This window comes from Cellulosimicrobium sp. So1_17 (genome assembly GCF_055181235.1).
In genome coordinates this window covers 4355811-4374776 of sequence record NZ_CM143702.1, presented here as the reverse complement: position 1 = coordinate 4374776, position 18966 = coordinate 4355811, and the positions used below count along the sequence as shown (strand labels likewise).

At 73.6% G+C, this 18966-nt stretch carries 17 protein-coding genes; 9 read left to right on the top strand and 8 right to left on the bottom strand.

Translation table 11 applies throughout. The features are described from left to right. Positions 1–349: 349 nt before the first annotated feature. From ACZCLJ_RS19275 to ACZCLJ_RS19265, 3 genes are all read left to right on the top strand, one after another. Positions 350–1759 carry a quaternary amine ABC transporter ATP-binding protein gene (locus ACZCLJ_RS19275; protein WP_463104934.1) on the top strand — a complete coding sequence of 470 codons (1410 nt, stop codon included), beginning with the start codon at positions 350–352 and terminating at the stop codon, positions 1757–1759. Beyond that, a complete protein-coding gene (locus ACZCLJ_RS19270; RefSeq protein ID WP_251150328.1) occupies positions 1756–2625 on the top strand; it encodes an ABC transporter permease in 870 nt (289 codons plus the stop codon). Before ACZCLJ_RS19275 ends, ACZCLJ_RS19270 begins: the two co-directional genes overlap by 4 nt. A 105-nt stretch (positions 2626–2730) precedes the next feature. Then, positions 2731–3663, top strand: a complete 933-nt coding sequence (locus ACZCLJ_RS19265; RefSeq protein ID WP_463104933.1) for a glycine betaine ABC transporter substrate-binding protein — start codon at positions 2731–2733, stop codon at positions 3661–3663. Between the two features lie 68 nt (positions 3664–3731). Here ACZCLJ_RS19265 and ACZCLJ_RS19260 read toward each other — a convergent pair whose 3' ends face one another. Both ACZCLJ_RS19260 and ACZCLJ_RS19255 read right to left on the bottom strand, forming a co-directional pair. Then, positions 3732–3920 (bottom strand): Trm112 family protein, encoded by a 189-nt coding sequence (locus ACZCLJ_RS19260; protein ID WP_251150330.1) that lies wholly within the window; start codon positions 3918–3920, stop codon positions 3732–3734. After that, a complete protein-coding gene (locus ACZCLJ_RS19255) occupies positions 3917–5413 on the bottom strand; it encodes a phosphomannomutase/phosphoglucomutase (protein WP_463104932.1) in 1497 nt (498 codons plus the stop codon). The genes ACZCLJ_RS19260 and ACZCLJ_RS19255 overlap by 4 nt, the downstream gene beginning before the upstream one ends. Before the next feature lie 156 nt (positions 5414–5569). Between ACZCLJ_RS19255 and manA the strand changes: the two genes are divergently transcribed. After that, positions 5570–6799 (top strand): mannose-6-phosphate isomerase, class I, encoded by a 1230-nt coding sequence (gene manA / locus ACZCLJ_RS19250; RefSeq protein ID WP_463104931.1) that lies wholly within the window; start codon positions 5570–5572, stop codon positions 6797–6799. Positions 6800–6869: 70 nt separating this feature from the next. Here manA and ACZCLJ_RS19245 read toward each other — a convergent pair whose 3' ends face one another. After that, complete coding sequence (locus ACZCLJ_RS19245) at positions 6870–7223, bottom strand: DUF3499 domain-containing protein (RefSeq protein WP_251150333.1); 354 nt, start codon at positions 7221–7223, stop codon at positions 6870–6872. Between the two features lie 134 nt (positions 7224–7357). On the opposite strand from ACZCLJ_RS19245, the gene ACZCLJ_RS19240 reads away from it, so the two are divergent. Together ACZCLJ_RS19240 and ACZCLJ_RS19235 are read left to right on the top strand one after the other, a co-directional pair. Continuing rightward, complete coding sequence (locus tag ACZCLJ_RS19240; protein ID WP_353050411.1) at positions 7358–7951, top strand: metallopeptidase family protein; 594 nt, start codon at positions 7358–7360, stop codon at positions 7949–7951. Positions 7952–8189: 238 nt separating this feature from the next. Next, positions 8190–8579, top strand: a complete 390-nt coding sequence (locus ACZCLJ_RS19235; protein WP_463104930.1) for a hypothetical protein — start codon at positions 8190–8192, stop codon at positions 8577–8579. Positions 8580–8883: 304 nt separating this feature from the next. Here ACZCLJ_RS19235 and ACZCLJ_RS19230 read toward each other — a convergent pair whose 3' ends face one another. The 4 genes from ACZCLJ_RS19230 to ACZCLJ_RS19215 all read right to left on the bottom strand — a co-directional run bounded on the left by ACZCLJ_RS19230 (position 8884) and on the right by ACZCLJ_RS19215 (position 14729). Then, positions 8884–9174, bottom strand: coding sequence for a hypothetical protein (locus tag ACZCLJ_RS19230; RefSeq protein WP_463104929.1), 291 nt, complete (start codon positions 9172–9174; stop codon positions 8884–8886). A 34-nt stretch (positions 9175–9208) separates the two neighbouring features. Beyond that, positions 9209–10861 carry a DUF5719 family protein gene (locus ACZCLJ_RS19225; RefSeq protein WP_463104928.1) on the bottom strand — a complete coding sequence of 551 codons (1653 nt, stop codon included), beginning with the start codon at positions 10859–10861 and terminating at the stop codon, positions 9209–9211. Next, positions 10858–14253 (bottom strand): glycosyltransferase, encoded by a 3396-nt coding sequence (locus ACZCLJ_RS19220; RefSeq protein ID WP_463104927.1) that lies wholly within the window; start codon positions 14251–14253, stop codon positions 10858–10860. Before ACZCLJ_RS19220 ends, ACZCLJ_RS19225 begins: the two co-directional genes overlap by 4 nt. A gap of 146 nt (positions 14254–14399) precedes the next feature. Further along, positions 14400–14729 (bottom strand): WhiB family transcriptional regulator, encoded by a 330-nt coding sequence (locus tag ACZCLJ_RS19215; RefSeq protein ID WP_251150597.1) that lies wholly within the window; start codon positions 14727–14729, stop codon positions 14400–14402. A gap of 158 nt (positions 14730–14887) precedes the next feature. Here ACZCLJ_RS19215 and ACZCLJ_RS19210 point away from each other — a divergent pair, with 158 nt between their 5' ends. Then, the gene (locus ACZCLJ_RS19210) at positions 14888–15670 is read left to right on the top strand and encodes a TIGR03089 family protein (RefSeq protein WP_463106431.1); all 783 of its coding nucleotides are present in this window, start codon (positions 14888–14890) and stop codon (positions 15668–15670) included. Positions 15671–15702: 32 nt separating this feature from the next. Here ACZCLJ_RS19210 and ACZCLJ_RS19205 read toward each other — a convergent pair whose 3' ends face one another. After that, positions 15703–17016 (bottom strand): UDP-glucose dehydrogenase family protein, encoded by a 1314-nt coding sequence (locus tag ACZCLJ_RS19205; protein ID WP_463104926.1) that lies wholly within the window; start codon positions 17014–17016, stop codon positions 15703–15705. 110 nt (positions 17017–17126) lie between these two features. Here ACZCLJ_RS19205 and ACZCLJ_RS19200 point away from each other — a divergent pair, with 110 nt between their 5' ends. Together ACZCLJ_RS19200 and rfbA are read left to right on the top strand one after the other, a co-directional pair. Next, positions 17127–18011 (top strand): glycosyltransferase family 2 protein, encoded by an 885-nt coding sequence (locus tag ACZCLJ_RS19200; protein WP_251150338.1) that lies wholly within the window; start codon positions 17127–17129, stop codon positions 18009–18011. A gap of 29 nt (positions 18012–18040) precedes the next feature. Further along, entirely contained in the window at positions 18041–18904 is an 864-nt protein-coding gene (gene rfbA / locus ACZCLJ_RS19195; RefSeq protein ID WP_251150339.1) for a glucose-1-phosphate thymidylyltransferase RfbA, read from the top strand. The last annotated feature ends 62 nt before the right edge of the window (positions 18905–18966 follow it).

The following is an 18966-nucleotide window of genomic DNA, read 5'->3' as shown; positions in this document are numbered from 1 at the left end:
CCGAATCAAGATCACGAAGAGGTAACGATCCGCGATCCGGCGCGATCCGCGCGATCGCAACGATCGTGGGTCAAGAATCCACCTGCAATCGTCCGCGATCCAGGGGACCTCGGTCGCAATTCGGCCTGGATTGAGGCAGGGTGCAGGTGAACCGATTGACATCGGATCAGCGTGAGGTCCTGTGTGCGCCGACCCTGCAGGGAGCGTCGGCCGGACGAGCCGCCCGAGGGAGGACGTCCGCGCACCGGGGCCTCTCCTCGTGCCCCTCACCGTCGACGTCCCCCGCTGCGGGGTGACCCGTCCGGTGCCCACGCGCTGGTCCACGGACGGAAGGTGGCGACACCGCCGCATGACAGCACTCAGCACCACCGCATCACCAGGGACGGAGGGATCCGTCGGCACCGCGCACGCCGGGACGGGCGAGCGCGAGACCGCGCTCTCGGTCCGCGACGTCTACAAGGTCTTCGGGCGCAAGCCCGTCGAGGCCGTGCGCCGGCTCGAGCAGGGCGCGTCGCGCGACGACGTCAAGCCCCTCGGGACCGCCGCAGTCATCGACGCGAGCTTCGACGTGAAGCAGGGCGAGATCTTCGTCGTCATGGGACTGTCCGGCTCCGGGAAGTCGACGCTCATCCGCATGCTCAACGGCCTGTGGAAGCCGACCTCGGGCCACGTCCTCCTCGGCGGCACCGACCTCGCGCAGGCGGACGCCCAGCAGATGCGCGCGCTGCGCCGCAAGCACGTGAGCATGGTGTTCCAGCACTTCGCGCTCCTGCCCCACCGCACCGTGCTCGACAACGCCGCCTACCCCCTGGAGATCCAGGGCATGGGCAAGGCCGAGCGCCGCGAGAAGGCGCAGCAGGCGCTCGACCTCGTCGGGCTCGGCGGCTGGCAGGACTCGCTGCCGTCGCAGCTCTCCGGCGGCATGCGCCAGCGCGTCGGGCTCGCCCGCGCCCTCGCGGCCGACACCGACGTGCTGCTCATGGACGAGGCGTTCAGCGCGCTCGACCCGCTGATCCGCCGCGAGATGCAGGAGCAGCTCCTCGAGCTCCAGCAGACGCTCGGCAAGACGATCGTCTTCATCACGCACGACCTCAACGAGGCCATGCACCTCGGCGACCGGATCGCCGTCATGCGCGACGGTCGCATCGTCCAGATCGGCACCGCGGAGCAGATCCTCTCCGACCCCGCGAACGACTACGTCGCGCAGTTCGTCGCCGACGTGGACCGCACGCGCGTCCTCACCGCGTCGTCCGTGATGGTGCGCCCGGCCGTCGTCGTCCCGATGGGTGGCGGCCCGCGCCAGGCGAGCCGCACCATGCGCGAGGCGCAGGTGTCGGCCGCGTACGTCGTCGACCGCCAGCGCCGCCTCCAGGGCGTCGTGCGCGACGCCGACGCGGTCACCGCGCTCAAGGCCGGCAAGGAGTCCCTCGACGGCATCGTGCGCGACGGCGTCGCGCCCGTCTCCCCCGACACCCCCCTCGCGGAGATCTTCGCGCCCGCCGCGGAGTCCCCGCTGCCGGTCGCCGTCACCGACGGCTCCGGCCGTCTGGTCGGCGTCGTGCCCCGCGTGACGCTGCTCGAGGCCATGGTCCCGGGCGACCAGCCCCGTACCGGCGAGGTCTCCGTGCCCGCGGTCCGGGAGGCCGTCGCGCACGACCGCGCCGAGGACCTTCCGCCCGCGCAGGCCGCGCTGGCCGACCACCCCGTGGAGGACGGCGCCGTGGACGGCCGCCCCGTGACCGAGGGAGGTGCCCGATGACCGACACGCTCGTTCCCCGGCTGCCCCTCGGCGAGTGGGTCGAGGCCTTCGTCGACTGGGTGACCGACGTCTTCGACCCCGTCTTCGACGTCATCAAGGACGTGCTCACGAGCATCTACGACGTCTTCGAGACCGTGCTCGCGACCCCGCCCTTCTGGATCGTCGCGCTCGCGCTCGCCGCGCTCGCGCTGGCCGCGAAGGGGTGGAAGCTCGCCGTCGGATCGCTCGTCGGCTTCCTCGTCATCGCCGGGGTCGCCCAGTGGGACAACGCGATGGACACGCTCGCGCTCGTGCTCCTGGCCACGGCGATCACCCTCGCGATCGCGATCCCGCTCGGCATCTGGGCGGCACGCGACGACCGGGTCTCGCGCACCGTCCGACCCGTGCTCGACTTCATGCAGACCATGCCGGCGTTCGTGTACCTCATCCCCACCGTCGTCATCTTCCTCACCGGCCCCGTGCCCGGCATCATCGCGACGATCGTCTTCGCGATGGCGCCCGGGGTGCGGTTCACCGAGCTCGGCATCCGCCAGGTCGACAAGGAGGTGGTCGAGGCCGGCCACGCGTTCGGCTCGACCCCGGGCCGGATCCTGCGCCAGATCCAGCTCCCCCTCGCGATGCCCACGATCATGGCGGGCGTCAACCAGGTGATCATGCTGTCCCTGTCGATGGTCGTCATCGCCGGCTTCGTCGGCGCGGGCGGCCTGGGGCAGCCCGTCGTCCAGGCGCTGAGCAGCATCGACGTCGCGCTCGGCTTCGAGGCCGGCCTGTCCGTCGTCATCCTCGCGATGTTCCTCGACCGCGTGACGTCGGCCCTCGCCGACCGCGCACCCGTCTCCCGGGCTCTCGCCGCCGCGCGCGTCTGAGCCACCGCCGGGCCGCCCGGCCCACCCCGCCAGCCGTCCGACGGCGCGTCCGCGCGCCGTCGGGCACCACCGCCCCCGGGTCCGCAGGACCCCAGGAAGGAATTCATGACCCCCGCACGTACCACCACCCGTCGCCGCACCGCGGCCGTCGCCACCGCCGCCGTCCTCGGCCTCGGCCTGTCCGCCTGCGCGTCCGACACCGAGTCCGGGGACTCCGGCGACGCCTCCACGGGCGAGGACGAGACGTCGGTCTCGATCGGCATCCCCTCCGGCTGGGACGAGGGCATCGCGGTCTCCCACCTGTGGAAGGCGATCCTCGAGGACGAGGGCTACGACGTCGAGACGCAGACGGCCGACATCGGCATCGTCTTCACCGGTCTCGCCGGCGGCGACTTCGACCTGCTGTTCGACGCGTGGCTGCCCATCACGCACGCGTCCTACCTCGACGAGTACGGGGACGACGTCTCCGACCTCGGCGTCTGGTACGACGACGCCAAGCTCACCGTCGCGGTGAACGAGGACTCCCCGGCCCAGTCGCTCGAGGACCTCGCGGGCATGGCCGACGAGTACGGCAACAAGCTCGTCGGCATCGAGGCGGGCGCGGGCCTGACGAAGGTCACCCAGGAGGAGGTCATCCCGACCTACGGCCTCGAGGACATGGACTACACCATCTCGTCGACCCCGGCGATGCTCGCCGAGCTCAAGGGCGCGACCGACTCCGGCGAGAACATCGCCGTGACCCTGTGGCGCCCGCACTGGGCCTACGACGAGTTCCCCGTCCGCGACCTCGAGGACCCCGAGGGCACGCTGGGCGACGCCGAGGAGATCCACACGTACGGTGCGGGCGACTTCGAGGACCGCTACCCGACGCTCACGAAGCTCGTCGGCGCCTTCGAGCTGGACGACGAGCAGCTGTTCTCGCTCGAGAACATGATGTTCAACTCCGACGAGCACTCCGACGAGGACGCGGCCGTCGAGGCGTGGCTCGAGGAGAACCCCACGTTCGTCGACGACCTCAAGGAGGCCGCGGGCGTCTGACCCGCACCTCGACACCGAAGGCCGGCTCCCTCACGGGGAGCCGGCCTTCGTGCGTGTGCCGTCGGCGCTCAGAGCGCCCGGGCGTCGTCCTCGAGGAGGACCGGGATCCCGTCGCGCACGGGGTACGCCAGGGGTCGCTCCGCGTCCGTCGAGTGCAGCTCGGGCGCGCCGTCCGGGCCGGTGCCGTCCACGAGCGTCGCACCCGTCACCGGGCAGCGCAGGGCCTCGCGCACCCAGGGGTCGACGTTCAGGCTCATGCTCGCTCCTCGCTCGTCGTGCCCGACGCCGCGGCGTCGGCCGCGCGCACGAGCGACAGGACGTCGTCGCGCACCTTCTCCAGGATGTCCTGGTCCGCGGCCTCGACGTTGAGCCGCAGCAGCGGCTCCGTGTTGGACGCGCGCAGGTTGAACCACCACTGCGGGTGCGAGTCCCAGTGCGAGACGGTCAGGCCGTCGAGCTCGTCGACGTCGACCGGTCCGGCGCCCTGCTGCGTCACGTAGGCCTCGACCACGCGGGCCCGCGCCGCGGGGACGTCGGCCACGGTCGAGTTGATCTCGCCGGAGGCGACGTAGGGCTCGTACATCTCCCCGAGCGCCGACATGGGGTGCGGCTGGGTCCCGAGCGCCGCGAGCACGTGCATCGCGGCCAGCATGCCCGTGTCCGCGAAGAAGAAGTCACGGAAGTAGTAGTGGGCGCTGTGCTCGCCGCCGAACACGGCGTCGTTGTCGGCCATCTGCGCCTTGATGAACGAGTGGCCGACGCGCGTGCGCACCGTCCTCGCGCCCGCGGCACCGAGGAAGTCCGGGACCGCTCGCGACGTGATGAGGTTGTGGATCACGGTCGGCGTGCGCCCTGCCTCGAGCTCCTTGCCGACCTCGCGCAGCCCGACGAGCGCGGTGATCGCGGACGGCGAGACCGGGTCGCCGTGCTCGTCGACGACGAAGCAGCGGTCGGCGTCGCCGTCGAAGGCGAGGCCCAGGTCGGCGTCGTGCTCGACGACCGCGGCCTGCAGGTCCACGAGGTTCTTGGGGTCGAGCGGGTTGGCCTCGTGGTTCGGGAAGGTCCCGTCGAGCTCGAAGTACAGCGGGACGACGTCGAGGGGCAGCGCCGGCAGGCCTGCGCCGGTCCCGAGGACGGCGGGGACCGTGTACCCGCCCATGCCGTTCCCTGCGTCCACGACCACCTTGAGGGGACGGATGCCGGAGAGGTCGACGAGACCGCGGAGGAACGCCGCGTAGTCCGCGAGCATGTCGCGGTCGGCGACCGCGCCGCGCTCGTCCACGGCGGTCGGGAGGCCGTCGTCCAGGTAGCTCTCCGCGAGGCGGCGGACCTCCGCGAGGCCCGAGTCCTGCCCGACGGGGCGCGCGCCCGCGCGGCACAGCTTGATGCCGTTGTACGCGGCCGGGTTGTGGCTCGCGGTGAACATGGCGCCCGGCACGCCGAGCACGCCCGACGCGTGGTACAGCCCGTCCGTCGAGCAGAGCCCGATCCGGGTCACGTCCACGCCCGCGTCCGCGAGCCCGGCGGCGAACGCGTCCACGAGCTCCGGCCCGGAGTCCCGCATGTCGTGCCCGACGACGACGCTCGGCCGCGCGGCCGTGCCGCCGCCCGCGACCGGTGCCTCCGGGAGCACGACGGCCCGGGCGAACGCGGCGCCGATCGCCCTCGTCACCTCCGGGTTCAGCTGGTCCGGGACGGTACCCCGGACGTCGTAGGCCTTGATGAGGTGGGAGAGATCGCTCGTGGTCACCCGACAACAGTAGTGGGGACGGGCCGCAGGCTCTCCTCGGGTCCCGCCCGCGCGGCACCCGGGAGGTCGAGGGCCCTCGGCTACGCTGGCCGGAGAACTCATCGGACCGCGGAGGGCAGGACGCGCCCCCGCCCGACGGACGCGAGACCTCTCAGCATGCACAACCGGCACTTCCGGCTCGACAACACGGTCCAGCACTACGACTGGGGATCGCCCACACGGATCCACGAGCTCCTCGGCTCGACCCCGGACGGCCGGCCCGCCGCGGAGCTCTGGCTCGGTGCACACCGGAGCGCGCCGTCGACCGTGCTCGACGCGGCACCGGGCGACGTGCCCGAGCAGGTCTCGCTCGCCGACCTCGTGCAGGGCGACCCGGAGGGGATGCTCGGACGACGCGTCGCGGACGCCTTCGGCCCGCGACTGCCGTACCTGCTCAAGGTGCTCGCCGCCGACCGTGCCCTCTCGCTCCAGGTGCATCCTCGGCCCCACCACGCACGCGCCGGGTTCAACCGCGAGAACCTCGACGGGCTGCCCCACGGCTCGCCCGACCGCTCGTTCCACGACGACCAGCACAAGCCCGAGATGGTCGTCGCGCTCTCGCAGTTCGAGGGGCTCGTCGGCTTCCGTACCCCGCGCGCCGTCCTCTCCCTCCTCGACGGTCTCGACGGACCGCTCGTCGCGACGGTCCGCTCGGTGCTCGGCGCGGACAGGTCGGCCCGCGGCATCCGCGCCGCGTTCACAGGACTCGTCGCGTCGCGCCACGACGCGGGCACTCCTGCCGCGCTCGAGGCCTCCCTCGAGTCCGTGCGCCGCCGCCTGGACGGCGGCTCTCCCTACGAGCGAGCCGACCGCACGGTCATGCTCCTCGCCGAGCAGCACCCCGGCGACCCCGGAGCCCTCGTCTCGCTCCTGCTCAACCGGGTGACCCTGGAGCCCGGCGAGTCGTTGTTCATCCCGGCCGGCGTGGTGCACGCCTACGTGAGCGGCCTCGGCATCGAGGTCATGGCGAGCTCGGACAACGTGCTGCGAGCGGGTCTCACGTCGAAGCGGGTCGACGAGGCGGCGCTGGTCGAGTGCGCCGTCTTCGAGCCGAGCGGTCCCACGGTCCCCACCGTCACCACGTCGGGCGACCGCGGACAGGTCCACACGTACCGGGTCCCGGTCGAGGAGTTCGGCCTCGTGGTCGCCGACGTCGACGAGGAGGAGACCCTGACGTTCCCGTCGGAGGGACCTCGCATCGTCCTGTGCCTGGACGGGAAGGCGGTGCTGCACGGCACAGACGACGACCTCGTCCTCGCCCGGGGCGAGTCCGCGTTCGTTCCCCACGCTGCGGGGCCCCTGCAGGTCGGCGGGCACGGCCACGTCGTCTGCGTGTGGACGCCGTAGCGTGCGGACCGCGTAGCGTGCGGACCCCGTAGAGGACGACAGGCGCGCCCTGCCGGCGACGACGCCGGGCTCAGTCCCCCTCGGCGCGCAGCACGCGCAGGTGGCCGCGCCGCCCGACCTCGGTCACGGCGGCCGGCTCGGGCTCGCTCCGGACCTTGCCCGCCTCACGGACGGCGTCCGCGAGCGCCGACAGGTCGTCGTCGCTCGGGCCGGTCTCGACGAACTCCGGGGAGAGCCGGACGACCTCCCAGCCGCGCGGGGCGGTGAGGCGCTCGGCGTGCTCGGCGCACAGGTCGTAGCTGTGGGGCTCGGCGAGGTGCGCGAGAGGGCCCAGGACCGCCGTCGAGTCGGCGTACACGTAGGTGAGGGTCGCGACGGCGGCACGGACGCACGCCGTGCGCGAGCACTGCCTGACGGATCTCACGGGGTGACCTTACGCCCTTCGCCAGGTCGGTGGACGCGGCACACGCCGTCGCGGTCACCGTGCCAGGGCACGGCAGGGCACGGCACGGTGACCGCAGAAGGACAGCGGCCCGCCTGCGCGTCTACAGTCGTCGTGTGCGCGGCATCCCTTCCTTCCCCGGTTCCCGGCCCGAGCCGGCGGGGCGCGGTCGCCGGTCGCGCGACCGGGCCGCCGGTCGCCGCCCCCCGGCGCCGGTGGAGCAGGCGCCCGGCGAACCGTCGTTCGACGACCTCGACATCCCTCTGCGAGCGCCCGGACCGGGTGGCCAGGGCCCGGCGGCACGACGGCGCGACCGTCGGGGCCGCGGCCTCCGCGGGCCGCTCCTCCCGCCGTCCGCCCCGGCGAACCGGACGCGGGCCGAGCGGTTCGACGACGTCGTGGTCGACGTGGTCGAGCGCGTCGAGCGCACGTGGTCCAAGCAGCTCCGGGGCACGGAGTTCGCCGTCGAGGACGTCCCGCCGTCCGACCCCGCGCCGTGGGAGCAGGGCGTCGTGCCGCTCGGGCGGTGCTTCCCGGCGGAGTCGGGCCAGCCGTCCCGGGTCGTCGTCTACCGCCGGCCGGTCGAGGCGCGGGCGCTCGACGCCGAGGATCTCGAGGACCTCGTGCGCGACGTGGTGGTCGAGCAGGTCGCGCACCTGCTCGCCCGCTCGCCCGAGGAGATCGACCCGCGCTACACGGGCGACCACTGACGCCCCGACCGGGCGCCAGGACTAGGGCGTGTCTCCCAACCCTGAGGTGACCCTCGCGCCAGACTCGCGGCCACGAGTTAAACCGTGTGGGTGCCGGCGACGGGATTCTGGTCTCGCGCGGTGGGACCATCCTTGATGGTCATCACCGATGGGATGAGTTGCTCATGAGGATCAACGATGGCCGGATCGGTCCAGGAGACCCGATTCGCATCGATGTTTTCGAGGGAGATTGACCGCGATGCCTCTGGTTCGTTCGGCAGATTCCGACTTCAAGGTGTCCCAGATCGGTCTCGAGACGCTGATCGATCTCCAGCGGCAGGCCGAGGAACTTGGCTGGGCGACGCGGTGGTCAGCCGTGGATGCCCTGCGTGCTCAGGTCGCGGAAGGCAGCATTCTTCTTCAGTCGCTCCTGCGCGAGGAGCGGGCTGGCGTCCTTCGGGCCTACAGATGCCTGGTGCTGTTCTCGACGGCCGATGGGCCCGGTGCTGGCGGGGTGGCGACGATCGATCTCTTGCCAGCGACGTATGCGGCACTGGATCGGATCGATCAGGATCCCGTCATTCGCTCGGCACTTGCTCGGATCTTCGCCCTCGCATCGGGCGGGATCGCGGTGGTCTCCAAGGGCTGATGCGACAGATGCGGCTGGCAGCCTGAGCGTGTCGCCGTCTGGACGGCCTCAAGCGTTGAGTTCGACGGCCCTTGCTGCGTAGCGTGATCTCGATACTGCCCAAGGCACGCGGGTCCCGGTGTCGCGTGTCCGTTCATGGAGAGGGTGGCAGCCCGTTCGAGCCGGGCCAGATGCCGAGGTGCTCCGCCGCGGTTCGCGGCGGAGCACCTGAAATTCCGTTGGCTCAGGAACTGGGCAGCCAGCTGATGATCGCGGCCATGACGGCTCCGGCACGGTAGACGATCGTCACCTGGCTGCGGACTTCCTAAGCAAACTCCAGCCACTCACACGGCTCGGCCGCGGCCGCGGCGATCTGTCGAGTGACCTGCTCGACCCATTCCTCGGCCCGAGGCATATCCCCGTCGAAGGTGACCTGCCAGCCGACTTCCTCGCCGGAGTACGAGACCTCGACGCCCTCGGCCCGGACGCGGAAGTCACCTGCGCCACCGATGGGCTCACACTCCCAGCCCCCTGGCTGGAGAATCTCTGCCATCCGGTCGCGATGGAACGCAGGCCAGCCATGATCGGCGCTGGTACGAATCAGGAACTCACGCACGGCCGAATCATTGCAGGCCATTGGGAGACACGCCCTAGGGGCCGAGCCCCGCCGTGCCCGACGCGCGGACGGCGACCTCGCGCGGCGCGGAGCCGTCCGCGACCGGGAGCAGCACGGAGAGCAGGCTCGGCGTCCTGTCGCCCTTGTCGCCGCTCGGCGGGCCGGCGCTCGCGAGCACGGACCAGAGCGGGACGACTCCCTCGGCGGCGCGGACGACGTCGACGGTGACGGTCGCCGGCGCGTCGTCCGACCCCTCCGGTCGCAGCGACCCGGCGTCGAGCGTGCTCGTCGTCCCGGCCGGTACGGCGACCGTCTCCTCCCCGAGGAGCGACCCGTCGGCGGCGTAGCCGCGCACCGCGAGCTCGAGCTCTCCGGCAGGAGGGTCGGAGGCCTCGTCCTCGACCGGCACCGCGGCGAGCGACAGGCTCGACGACGTGCCGGGGACGAGCGCGACCTGGCCCGCCGGGGTCGACCCCGCGGCGTCGGGCTCCGCGAGCGGCACCGCCGCGATCCAGGCACGGTCGTACTGCCGCTCGTCGTGGAGGAGGTCGGGGTCCGGCTCGCCGCGCCGGTCGACCGACCCGCCGGCGACGACGGGGACGTCGGCGTGGACCGCGACCGTGTACCGGCCCTCGGGCAGCCCACCCAGGGACACGTCCGTCACGACGCCCGGGGTGAGCGCGACCTCCTCCGCCCCGCGCAGCGGGACGACGCCGTCCGCACCGTGGACGACGACGCGCGCCGTCCCCGGGTCCAGGCCGGGTGCGAGCACGCGCACCTGCGGCGCGTGGGGGTCGTCGACGGCCTCGCCCACGCTGGCGAACCCCGTCAGCGCGACGTCGTGCGTCGGCTGGGTGCCCGGCACGACGTACTCGACCCCGAGAGGGACGAGTCCGTCGAGGGTGGTGTGCTGCAGGTACGCGGAGACGAGCCCGCCGGACGCCTCGACGTGCACGACGAGTCGACGCTGCTCGGGCGCGGCGGCCTCGACGAGCGTCACGACCTCCTCGCCGGGACCGACGAGCTGCTGCCCGCCGCCGGCGAGCACGGCCTCGCCGCCCTGGCCCCAGACGCTCACCTGGACGGTCGCGGGTGTCAGCCCGGGGTTCTGGAGCACGAGCTGCGCGCTGCTGCCGACCTCGGTGCTGCCACCGACGAGCCAGTGGCTGACCCCGGGCCGACCACAGCTCGCCGCGGCGAGACCCCTCAGGTCGCCCGCGGTGGTGACGGAGCCCACGGCCGCCGCGGGGCGCGGCGCGTCGCCGTCGCCCGGCCGGACCGCGAGCACGGACCCGACGGTCGGGTCCTCGACCGTCGTCGCGGCAGGACCGGCCGTGTCGGCGCCGGCGTCCAGCTCGACGCCCTCGCTGCCATCGAGCGGTGTGAGCACCGACGTCGCGTCACCCGCGACCGCGGCCCGCAGCACGCTCGTCGTACCGACCGGCGCCGGCCCGAACTGTGCGTCCCCGACCGCCTCGGGGTCGGTGAGACGCGCGGGTCCGGGGCAGACGAGGACGTCCTGCGCGGGGGCCACCGTCACGTGCTCGACGGGGTCGGCGACCTCCGGCTCGGGGACACGGTCCGTCAGGACACCGCCGAACGCCGCGACCGCGCCGACGGCGAGGATGCCGACCACCCCTGCGCCGGTCGTCGCGAGCCGACGGGCGACGGAGCGCCGGGCCGTCATCGTGCCACCGGCCGACGTCGCCGCACCGGGACCGCGAGCAGGACGTACACGAGCAGCACGACGCCCGTGACCGCCAGCCACCCTGTCCGGTGGTCCGCGGCGTGGTAGATCGTGAGACGTCCGTCGTCCGGTCCGACGGCGAACGCCTGCAACCCGCCCGTGAGCGCCGGGTCGACGGGGTCGAGCGCTCGCCCGTCGAGCGTCGCGCGCCAGCCGGGAGCGGCGTTCTCCGCGAGCACGACGGTGCGGTCCGCCGGCCCGGCTGCCACCCCGACGTCGACGGGGCGCAGTGCGCTCCGGTCGGCCTCGAGCGGCTCGACCGTGCCGTCGTCGGTCTCCAGTCGCGCGTACGAGGGTTCGACACCCTGTGGCGCGACCCGCCACGTCACCTCCGACTGTCCCTCCGTCATCCGTTCGAGGCCCGGCACCATGTCGAGCCGGGCGACCAGCTCGGCCCGGTCCTGGTCCGCCGGGACGGACGCCGGGACGAGGACCGCCCCGACGCCCAGCCGCGCGAGGCGCGCCGCGGCGTCGTCGGACGTGCCCGCGGTGAGCTCGGCGACCGTCGTCGGCAGGTCGGCCTCGACGGCCCCCGGGGCGACCTGCTGCCGCGATCGCACGACGGCGGACGAGTCCACGGCCTGGGGTCCGTCACCGCGCAGCGCGGCGTACGCGACGACGCCGTCCTCCCCGGGCTCGAGCGTCAGCACGCGGGCCTGCCGTGGGGACGTCTGCGTCTGGCGGCCTACCGGTGGGACGACGGGCTGCGTGGTGGCGCGGACCGCTCCCACGCTCGCGTCGGAGCGGTCGAGGACCTGCGCGGTCCACGACGTGACCGTCCCGAGCGGGAGCAGGGTGACGACGAGCGCGAGCGCGACGACGCTGCCCGTGCGCCACGCCGCCGCGTCCCGCTCCGGGAGACGGGGCAGCCCGGCGAGCGCCGCGCCGAGGAGCGCGAGGAGCGCGAGGGACACACCCGCACCCGGCCAGCCCGTGACCGGCGCGTCGACCGACGGACCGGGCGCGACCGTCGTCGCTCCCGCGAGGATCCCCGCGCCGACCCCGGCGGCCGCGACGAACCAGGCGCCCGCGGCGACGCGGCGTCCCCGGAGGACCGCGACGGCGGCCAGCACGACGACGACGCCACCCGCGACGAGAGGCGCCCACCGCGCGAGGAGGTCGGCGGCGCCCGCCCCGTCCGCGCCGAACCACGGCTGGGGGGAGACGGGCAGGCCGAGCACCTGCTGCCACCCGGGGGCGGCGGTCGACGCGACCGGGGACCCGGGGTCGGCGAGCAGGAGCCGCCACCCGCCGTCGGACCAGGTGCGGGCCACGTGCACGAGGAACGGGGCGAAGACGACGACCGCGGGGACCGGGACGAGGGCGAGATAGCGGCGGTGGCGGCGCACGCCCAGCGCGGCGACACCGAGCGCGAGGAGACCAGCGGGAAGCAGGACGGGCGCCCCCGCGACGGCCACCGCGAACGCGAAGCCGGCTGCCGCCGCCGCGGCGAGCGAGCCCGGTTCGGGACGGGGGGCGCGGCGTGGGGCGTCGGGCGTCGCCGGCGCCACGACGTCGACCCGCTGCAGCCCGACGGCACGCACGACGGTCAGCGCGACCCACGGCAGGGCGGCGTGCGCGAGGACGGCACCGACGCGCCCCGAGGCGACGGACGCGAGCAGGCTCGGCGCCGCGACCCAGACGAGCGTCGCCCACCCGCGCAGGGCCACCGAGCGCGTGAGCGTGCCGGCCGCGAACCACGCGCCCAGCCCGGCCACGAGGAAGCAGGCCGGGACCAGGACGTCGACGGCGGTCTGCGCCGACCCGCCCGCGAGCAGCGCGCCGGGGACGAGCACGGAGACGAACGGGTCGGCGGGCGCCGACGCCCCGAGCTCCGTCGTCACCCAGCCCGTCGTGGCCGCCCGCCACACGTCCCCGAGCGTGCTGCCGGCCGGGAGGACGCCTCCGCCGACGAGCCGCCCCCCGGACAGGAGCGGACCGACGAGCGGGCCGAACACGAGCGCGGTGAGCCCGCCGAGCGCAAGGACCACGCCGCCCAGCCCGGCACGACGGCGCACGGCGAGGGCGCGCAGCTCGCGTCGCTCGATGTCCGTGGGCGCCCACACGGTGCGCCGCAGCTCCGCCCGCGCGAGGCGACGGTCCCGGCGCTCCGCGAGGACCTCGCGCCACGTCCCCTTGAGCGGGCGCAGCGTGCTGCGCGGCAGCCGCGCGGTCCGCCCCGCCCGTCGGCGCGCCCGCACGACCGGCCCGACCCGTGCCAGCGCCCAGAGCGGCGCGACGATCTCGTCGCGCGCGTGGCCGGGCTGCTTGACGAGCAGGCGGTACATCGCGTGGAACGGGGCCGCGACGAGCATCGCCAGCGCGACGAACGGCACCCAGGGCAGCGCGACCCCGACGAGACGCGCGTGCAGGTGCGCCCGTCGTCGCTGGACGTACGACGCGTCCGGGTCGGGACGGGGCGCCTCCGCACCGGGCCGGCGCGCGGACCGGTCCCGCAGCCCGAGGAGCGAGGCCTGCACGTGACGCACCACGGCGGACGGGACGACGACCACCCGGTGTCCCGCGAGCCGGGCGCGGCGGCACAGGTCCAGCCCGTCGCCGAACGCACCGAGCTCCGGGTCCGTCCCGCCGAGCTCCTCCCACACGGTCCGTCGCACGAGCGCGCCCGCGAGGCCGACGGCGAGCACGTCGTCGCGCGCGTCGTGCTGGCCCTGGTCGATCTCGTCGTCGTCGATGCCCGTCATCCGGCGGCCGAGCGGCGTCGTCGTGAAGCCGACCTCGAGGAGGCGTCCCGGGCTCCCGGCCTCGAACGGGTCCGCCGGCTCGGACGCCGTGCCGGGCGACCAGCGTTCCTGCTTCGGGCCCGCGACGGCCACGGCGCTCGAGTGCTCGACGGCGCGCAGCAGCTCGGCGAGAGCGTCCGGCGCCGGCGCGGAGTCGTCGTGCAGGAGCCAGAGCCAGGTGCCCGCGTCGTGGTTCGCGAGGGCGGCGTCCACGGCGTCGCCGAACGAGCGGGCCCTGGGCGCCGCGACGAACCGGGCGTCGCCGAGGTGGAGGTCGGGGTACTGACCGGCGGCCCCCGCGCTCGCCGCGTCGACGACCACCACGGCGTCCGGGCCGCTCGTCTGGGCGCGCACCGCGGCGAGCGTGCGGCGCAGGTACGGGGTCTCGCCGCGCGTGACGACGACCGCGGTCACGCTCACGACGACGGGAAGCGCACCGGTCACCGTCGCGACGACGTCGGGCGCCGAGACCGGCACACCGGTCGGGGGTGACGCCGGGGGCGCGGCGCCGACGGGCGCGCGCACGACGGTCTGCGCCGGCCCGGGGAGGGCCGCGCGCGTGCTGCTCGTGAGGTCCGCGGAAGTCATGTCCCGTCGATCATGCGACGAGGACGGCGCCGGACCCGGCATTTGCGCGCCCCGGTGTGGCGGGGTGTCGGACCCCGCCGGAGAAGGCCCGCACGGACGTCGGGACGGCGCTCGTGCCGCCCGTCCCTCTCAGGCCTCGACCGCCGTCAGACCACGCGGCGCTTGAGCTTGCGGCGCTCCCGCTCGGACAGGCCGCCCCAGATGCCGAAGCGCTCGTCGTTCTCGAGCGCGTACTCGAGGCACTCCGCGCGGACCTCGCAGCCCGTGCAGACCTTCTTGGCCTCGCGCGTGGACCCGCCCTTCTCCGGGAAGAAGGCCTCCGGGTCGGTCTGCGCGCACAGGGCACGCTCCTGCCATCCCATGAGCCCGTCGTCGACCGGCTCGCCGAAGAGCGGCAGCACCGGTGCTACCCGCTCCACCTCACGCCCTGCGTCGGAGGGAATGTCCGCTCCGGCTCCGTCCAGAATGTTCCACATCGTGCGCCCCTTCATGCCGTTCACGAGAAACTGCATTGAAGAAATTACACGCGTGTCGTCCTCAGCCGTCAAGCCGAAATGTGATAGCCCCGCGAAGGCGCCGGGGTGAAATCCCGACATGTCCGGACGCATAGCACACCGCCTAGGGTGGTGCCATGGTGACCTCTCCCCACGCTTCCACGGTCGGCCCCGATGCTCCCCGCGAACGCCCGGCTCACGTCGCTGACCTGCTGCGTCTGATCACACGCGAGCCCGGCCGTCCCCGGCTCACGTGGTATGGCGACGACGGTGAACGCGTCGAGCTGTCCGGCGCGGTGCTTGAAAACTGGATCAACAAGACGACGAACCTGCTCGTCGAGGAATTCGACGCCGGGCCCCGAACGCGGGTCGTGATCGACCTCCCCGTGCATTGGCGCACCGTCGTCTGGGCGTTCGCCGTGTGGCGGGTCGGGGCGACGGCGGTGCTGGTCGAGGAAGGCGGGGTGACCCGGGCGCCCGAGCGACCGGACGTCGTCGTGACGACGCGGCCCGCGGAGTGGGACGACTCCGGGGCGGAGATCGTCGCGGTCTCGCTCCCGGCGCTCGCCCGCCGGTTCGACGGCGCCCTGCCTCCCGGCGCGATCGACGCGGCGTCGGCCGTGATGACGTACGGCGACCAGGTCGCCTGGGTCCCCGACCCGGACCTCGCCCTTCCCGCCGTCACCGGCACCGCCACCTGGGAGCACGCCGGTCTCGTTCCTCCCGTGACGCCCGAGGGGACGCAGGGCGGGACGGCAGGAGCCGGCCGCCGGGAGCTCCTGCCCACGGCAGGGCAGCCCCTGGACGGCGTCCTGCGGACCGCTCTGCGTCTGTGGGCGTCCGACGGGTCCGCGGTCCTCGTGCGGACGCAGGACCCGTCGCGCCTCGAGCGCATCGCTCGGGACGAGCGCGTCACCGGCTGACGCAAACCGCAGGGACGGTGCGGGGCGACGGGTCAGGGACGGCCGAGCGCCCGGTAGGTCCACCCGGCGGCGCGCCACGCGACCGGGTCGAGGACGTTCCGTCCGTCGAGGATCCGCAGCCCCGCGACCTTCTCCGCGAGCTCCGCCGGGACGAGCTCGCGGTACTCCTGCCACTCCGTGAGCAGCAGCACGATCTCGGCGTCCACGACGGCCTCGTCCAGGGACTCGACGAGCCGGAGCTCAGGATGCAGGCGCCGCGCGTTCGGGACGGCCTCGGGGTCCGTCACGCGGACGTCCGCGCCCTGTCGCGCGAGCTGCACCGCCACGTCGAGGGCCGGCGAGTCCCGGACGTCGTCGCTGTTGGGCTTGAACGCCGCGCCGAGCACGGCGATGCGCTTGCCCACGATCGAGCCGTCGAGCACCTCGCGCGCGAGGTCGACCATCCGGACACGACGCCGGGTGTTGATCGCGTCGATCTCCTTAAGGAACGCGACCGCCTGGTCCGCGCCGAGCTCACCCGCACGCGCCATGAAGGCGCGGATGTCCTTCGGGAGGCAGCCGCCGCCGAAGCCGAGGCCCGCGTTGAGGAACTTGCGCCCGATGCGGTCGTCGTAGCCGATGGCGTCGGCGAGGCGCGTGACGTCGGCACCCGTCTCCTCGCACAGCTCAGCCATGGCGTTGATGAACGAGATCTTCGTCGCGAGGAACGAGTTCGCGGCGACCTTCACGAGCTCTGCGGTCGGGTAGTCGGTGACGACGCGCGGGGTGTGCTCCGACAACGGCCCGGCGTACACCTCGTCGAGCTGCGCGACCGCCCGCTCCCCCGCCTCGCCACCCGGGACGCCGTAGACCAGGCGGTCGGGGTGGAGGGTGTCCTTGACGGCGAAGCCCTCGCGGAGGAACTCCGGGTTCCAGGCGAGAGAGACGCCGAGAGCCTCGCGCCCGAGCCGCTCCGCGATACCGGCTGCGGTGCCGACCGGGACCGTCGACTTGCCGACGACCAGGTCGCCGTCGCGCAGGTGAGGGATCAGCGCGGCCACGGCGCTCTCGACGTACCGCAGGTCGGCGGCGTACTCGCCCCGTCGCTGGGGCGTCCCGACGCAGACGAAGTGGACCTGCGAACCGGCGACCTCGGCCATGTCGGTGGTGAAACGGAGCGCTCCGGTGCCGGAGACCTCACCGAGCAGCTCGGGCAGGCCGGGCTCGAAGAACGGCGCGCGCCCCTCCGCGAGCGCGGCGATCTTCGCCTCGTCGACGTCGACCCCCACCACCTCGTGGCCGAGCCTGGCCATGCACGCCGCGTGCACGGCACCGAGGTAACCACAACCGATCACTGAGATTTTCACGACGTGTCCTTCGGGCCGATTTCGCGAGGAGGCTATCCGATCGGGACCCTACGCCCCAATCGCCGGCGGTGTGCCCGGCGCGCGCCGCTCGACCGCTAGGCTCGCGTGCCATGCCGTCCGCCCCTCCGCCGGTCCCTCCTGCCGTCCGAGTCGTCTGCGTCGTGTTCAACCCCGGCCCCGAGCTCGAGGCCTTCGTGCGCTCGCTGCGCACGGCGACGAGCGCGTCGTACGAGCTGGTCCTGGTGAACAACGGCGGGCCCAGCGCGGTCGTGCAAGGGCTCGTCGACGAGGGCGCGGCGCGACTCGTGGAGTCCGGGGGCAACCTCGGCTACGGCCGCGCGGCGAACATCGGCGCGCAGGGCTCCACCTCCCCGTGGCTGGTGGTCGCGAACCCCGACGTCGTCTGGGAGCCCGGGTCCCTGGACACCCTGCTCGACGCCGCCGCGCGCCATCCGGCGGCCGGCTCGCTCGGGCCGCGGATCCTCAACGAGGACGGCACGGTGTACCCGTCGGCGCGGGCGGTCCCCTCGCTGTGGCTCGGGGCGGGGCACGCGCTCCTGGTGCGCATCTGGCCGTCCAACCCGCTGTCCCGCCGCTATCGCCGGGAGAACCCCGCGGACCCCGGGGCCGAGCGCGCCGTCGGCTGGCTCTCGGGTGCACTCCTCCTGCTGCGCCGCGAGGCGTTCGAGGCGGTCTCCGGCTTCGACAGCGGCTACTTCATGTTCTTCGAGGACCTCGACCTCGGCGAACGGCTCGGCCGTGCGGGGTGGGACAACGTCGTCGTCCCCTCGGCGACCGTGACCCACATCCAGGGCGCGTCCTGGAAGCGCACGCCCGAACCGATGATCCGCGCCCACCACGCCAGCGCCCGACGGTACGTGCGGCGCCGGTACCGGCGCTGGTTCGAGGCACCGGTGCGCTGGGTCGCCGTCCTCGGCCTGCGGCTGCGCGAGCAGCTCGAGGTCGCCGGTGCGCGCCGGACCGCACGGTCCTGAGCGCTCCCGCGTGCGGCACAATGGCGACCATGCGTGGAATCATCCTGGCCGGCGGCTCCGGCACCCGACTGCACCCGATCACCCTCGGCGTGAGCAAGCAGCTCGTCCCGGTGTACGACAAGCCGATGATCTACTACCCGTTGTCCACGCTGATCCTCGCGGGCATCCAGGACATCCTCGTCATCACCACCCCGCACGACGCCGAGCAGTTCCGCCGCCTCCTCGGTGACGGCTCGCAGTTCGGCGTCTCGATCAGCTACACGGTCCAGGCCGAGCCCAACGGCCTCGCCCAGGCCTTCGTCCTCGGCGCCGACTTCATCGGGGACGACTCCGCCGCCCTGGTCCTGGGGGACAACATCTTCTACGGCCCCGGCCTGGGCTCCCAGCTCACCCGGTTCGAGGACATCGACGGCGGCGCCGTCTTCGCGTACCGCGTGTCCGACCCGACGGCCTACGGGGTCGTCGAGTTCGATGCGCAGGGCCGCGCCCTGTCGCTCGAGGAGAAGCCCGCCGAGCCGAAGTCGAACTATGCGGTGCCCGGCCTGTACTTCTACGACAACGACGTCGTCGCGATCGCGCGCGACCTCGAACCGTCGGCTCGCGGCGAGTACGAGATCACCGACGTCAACCGCGAGTACCTGCGCCAGGGCCGGCTGCGGGTCGAGGTCCTCCCCCGTGGCACGGCGTGGCTCGACACCGGCACGTTCGACTCGCTCCTCGAGGCGTCCGACTTCGTCCGGACGATCGAGAACCGGCAGGGCATGAAGATCGGCTCGCCCGAGGAGGTCGCCTGGCGTCGCGGCTTCCTCACCGACGACGAGCTCCGCCGCCGCGGCGAGGCCCTCGTCAAGTCCGGCTACGGCTCCTACCTGATCAGCCTCCTGGACGCGTAGCCCGTCGCGCACCGGCCCGGGCCGCGTCCGGCCTCGGGGTCCTGGGGCATCGTCGGACCGCA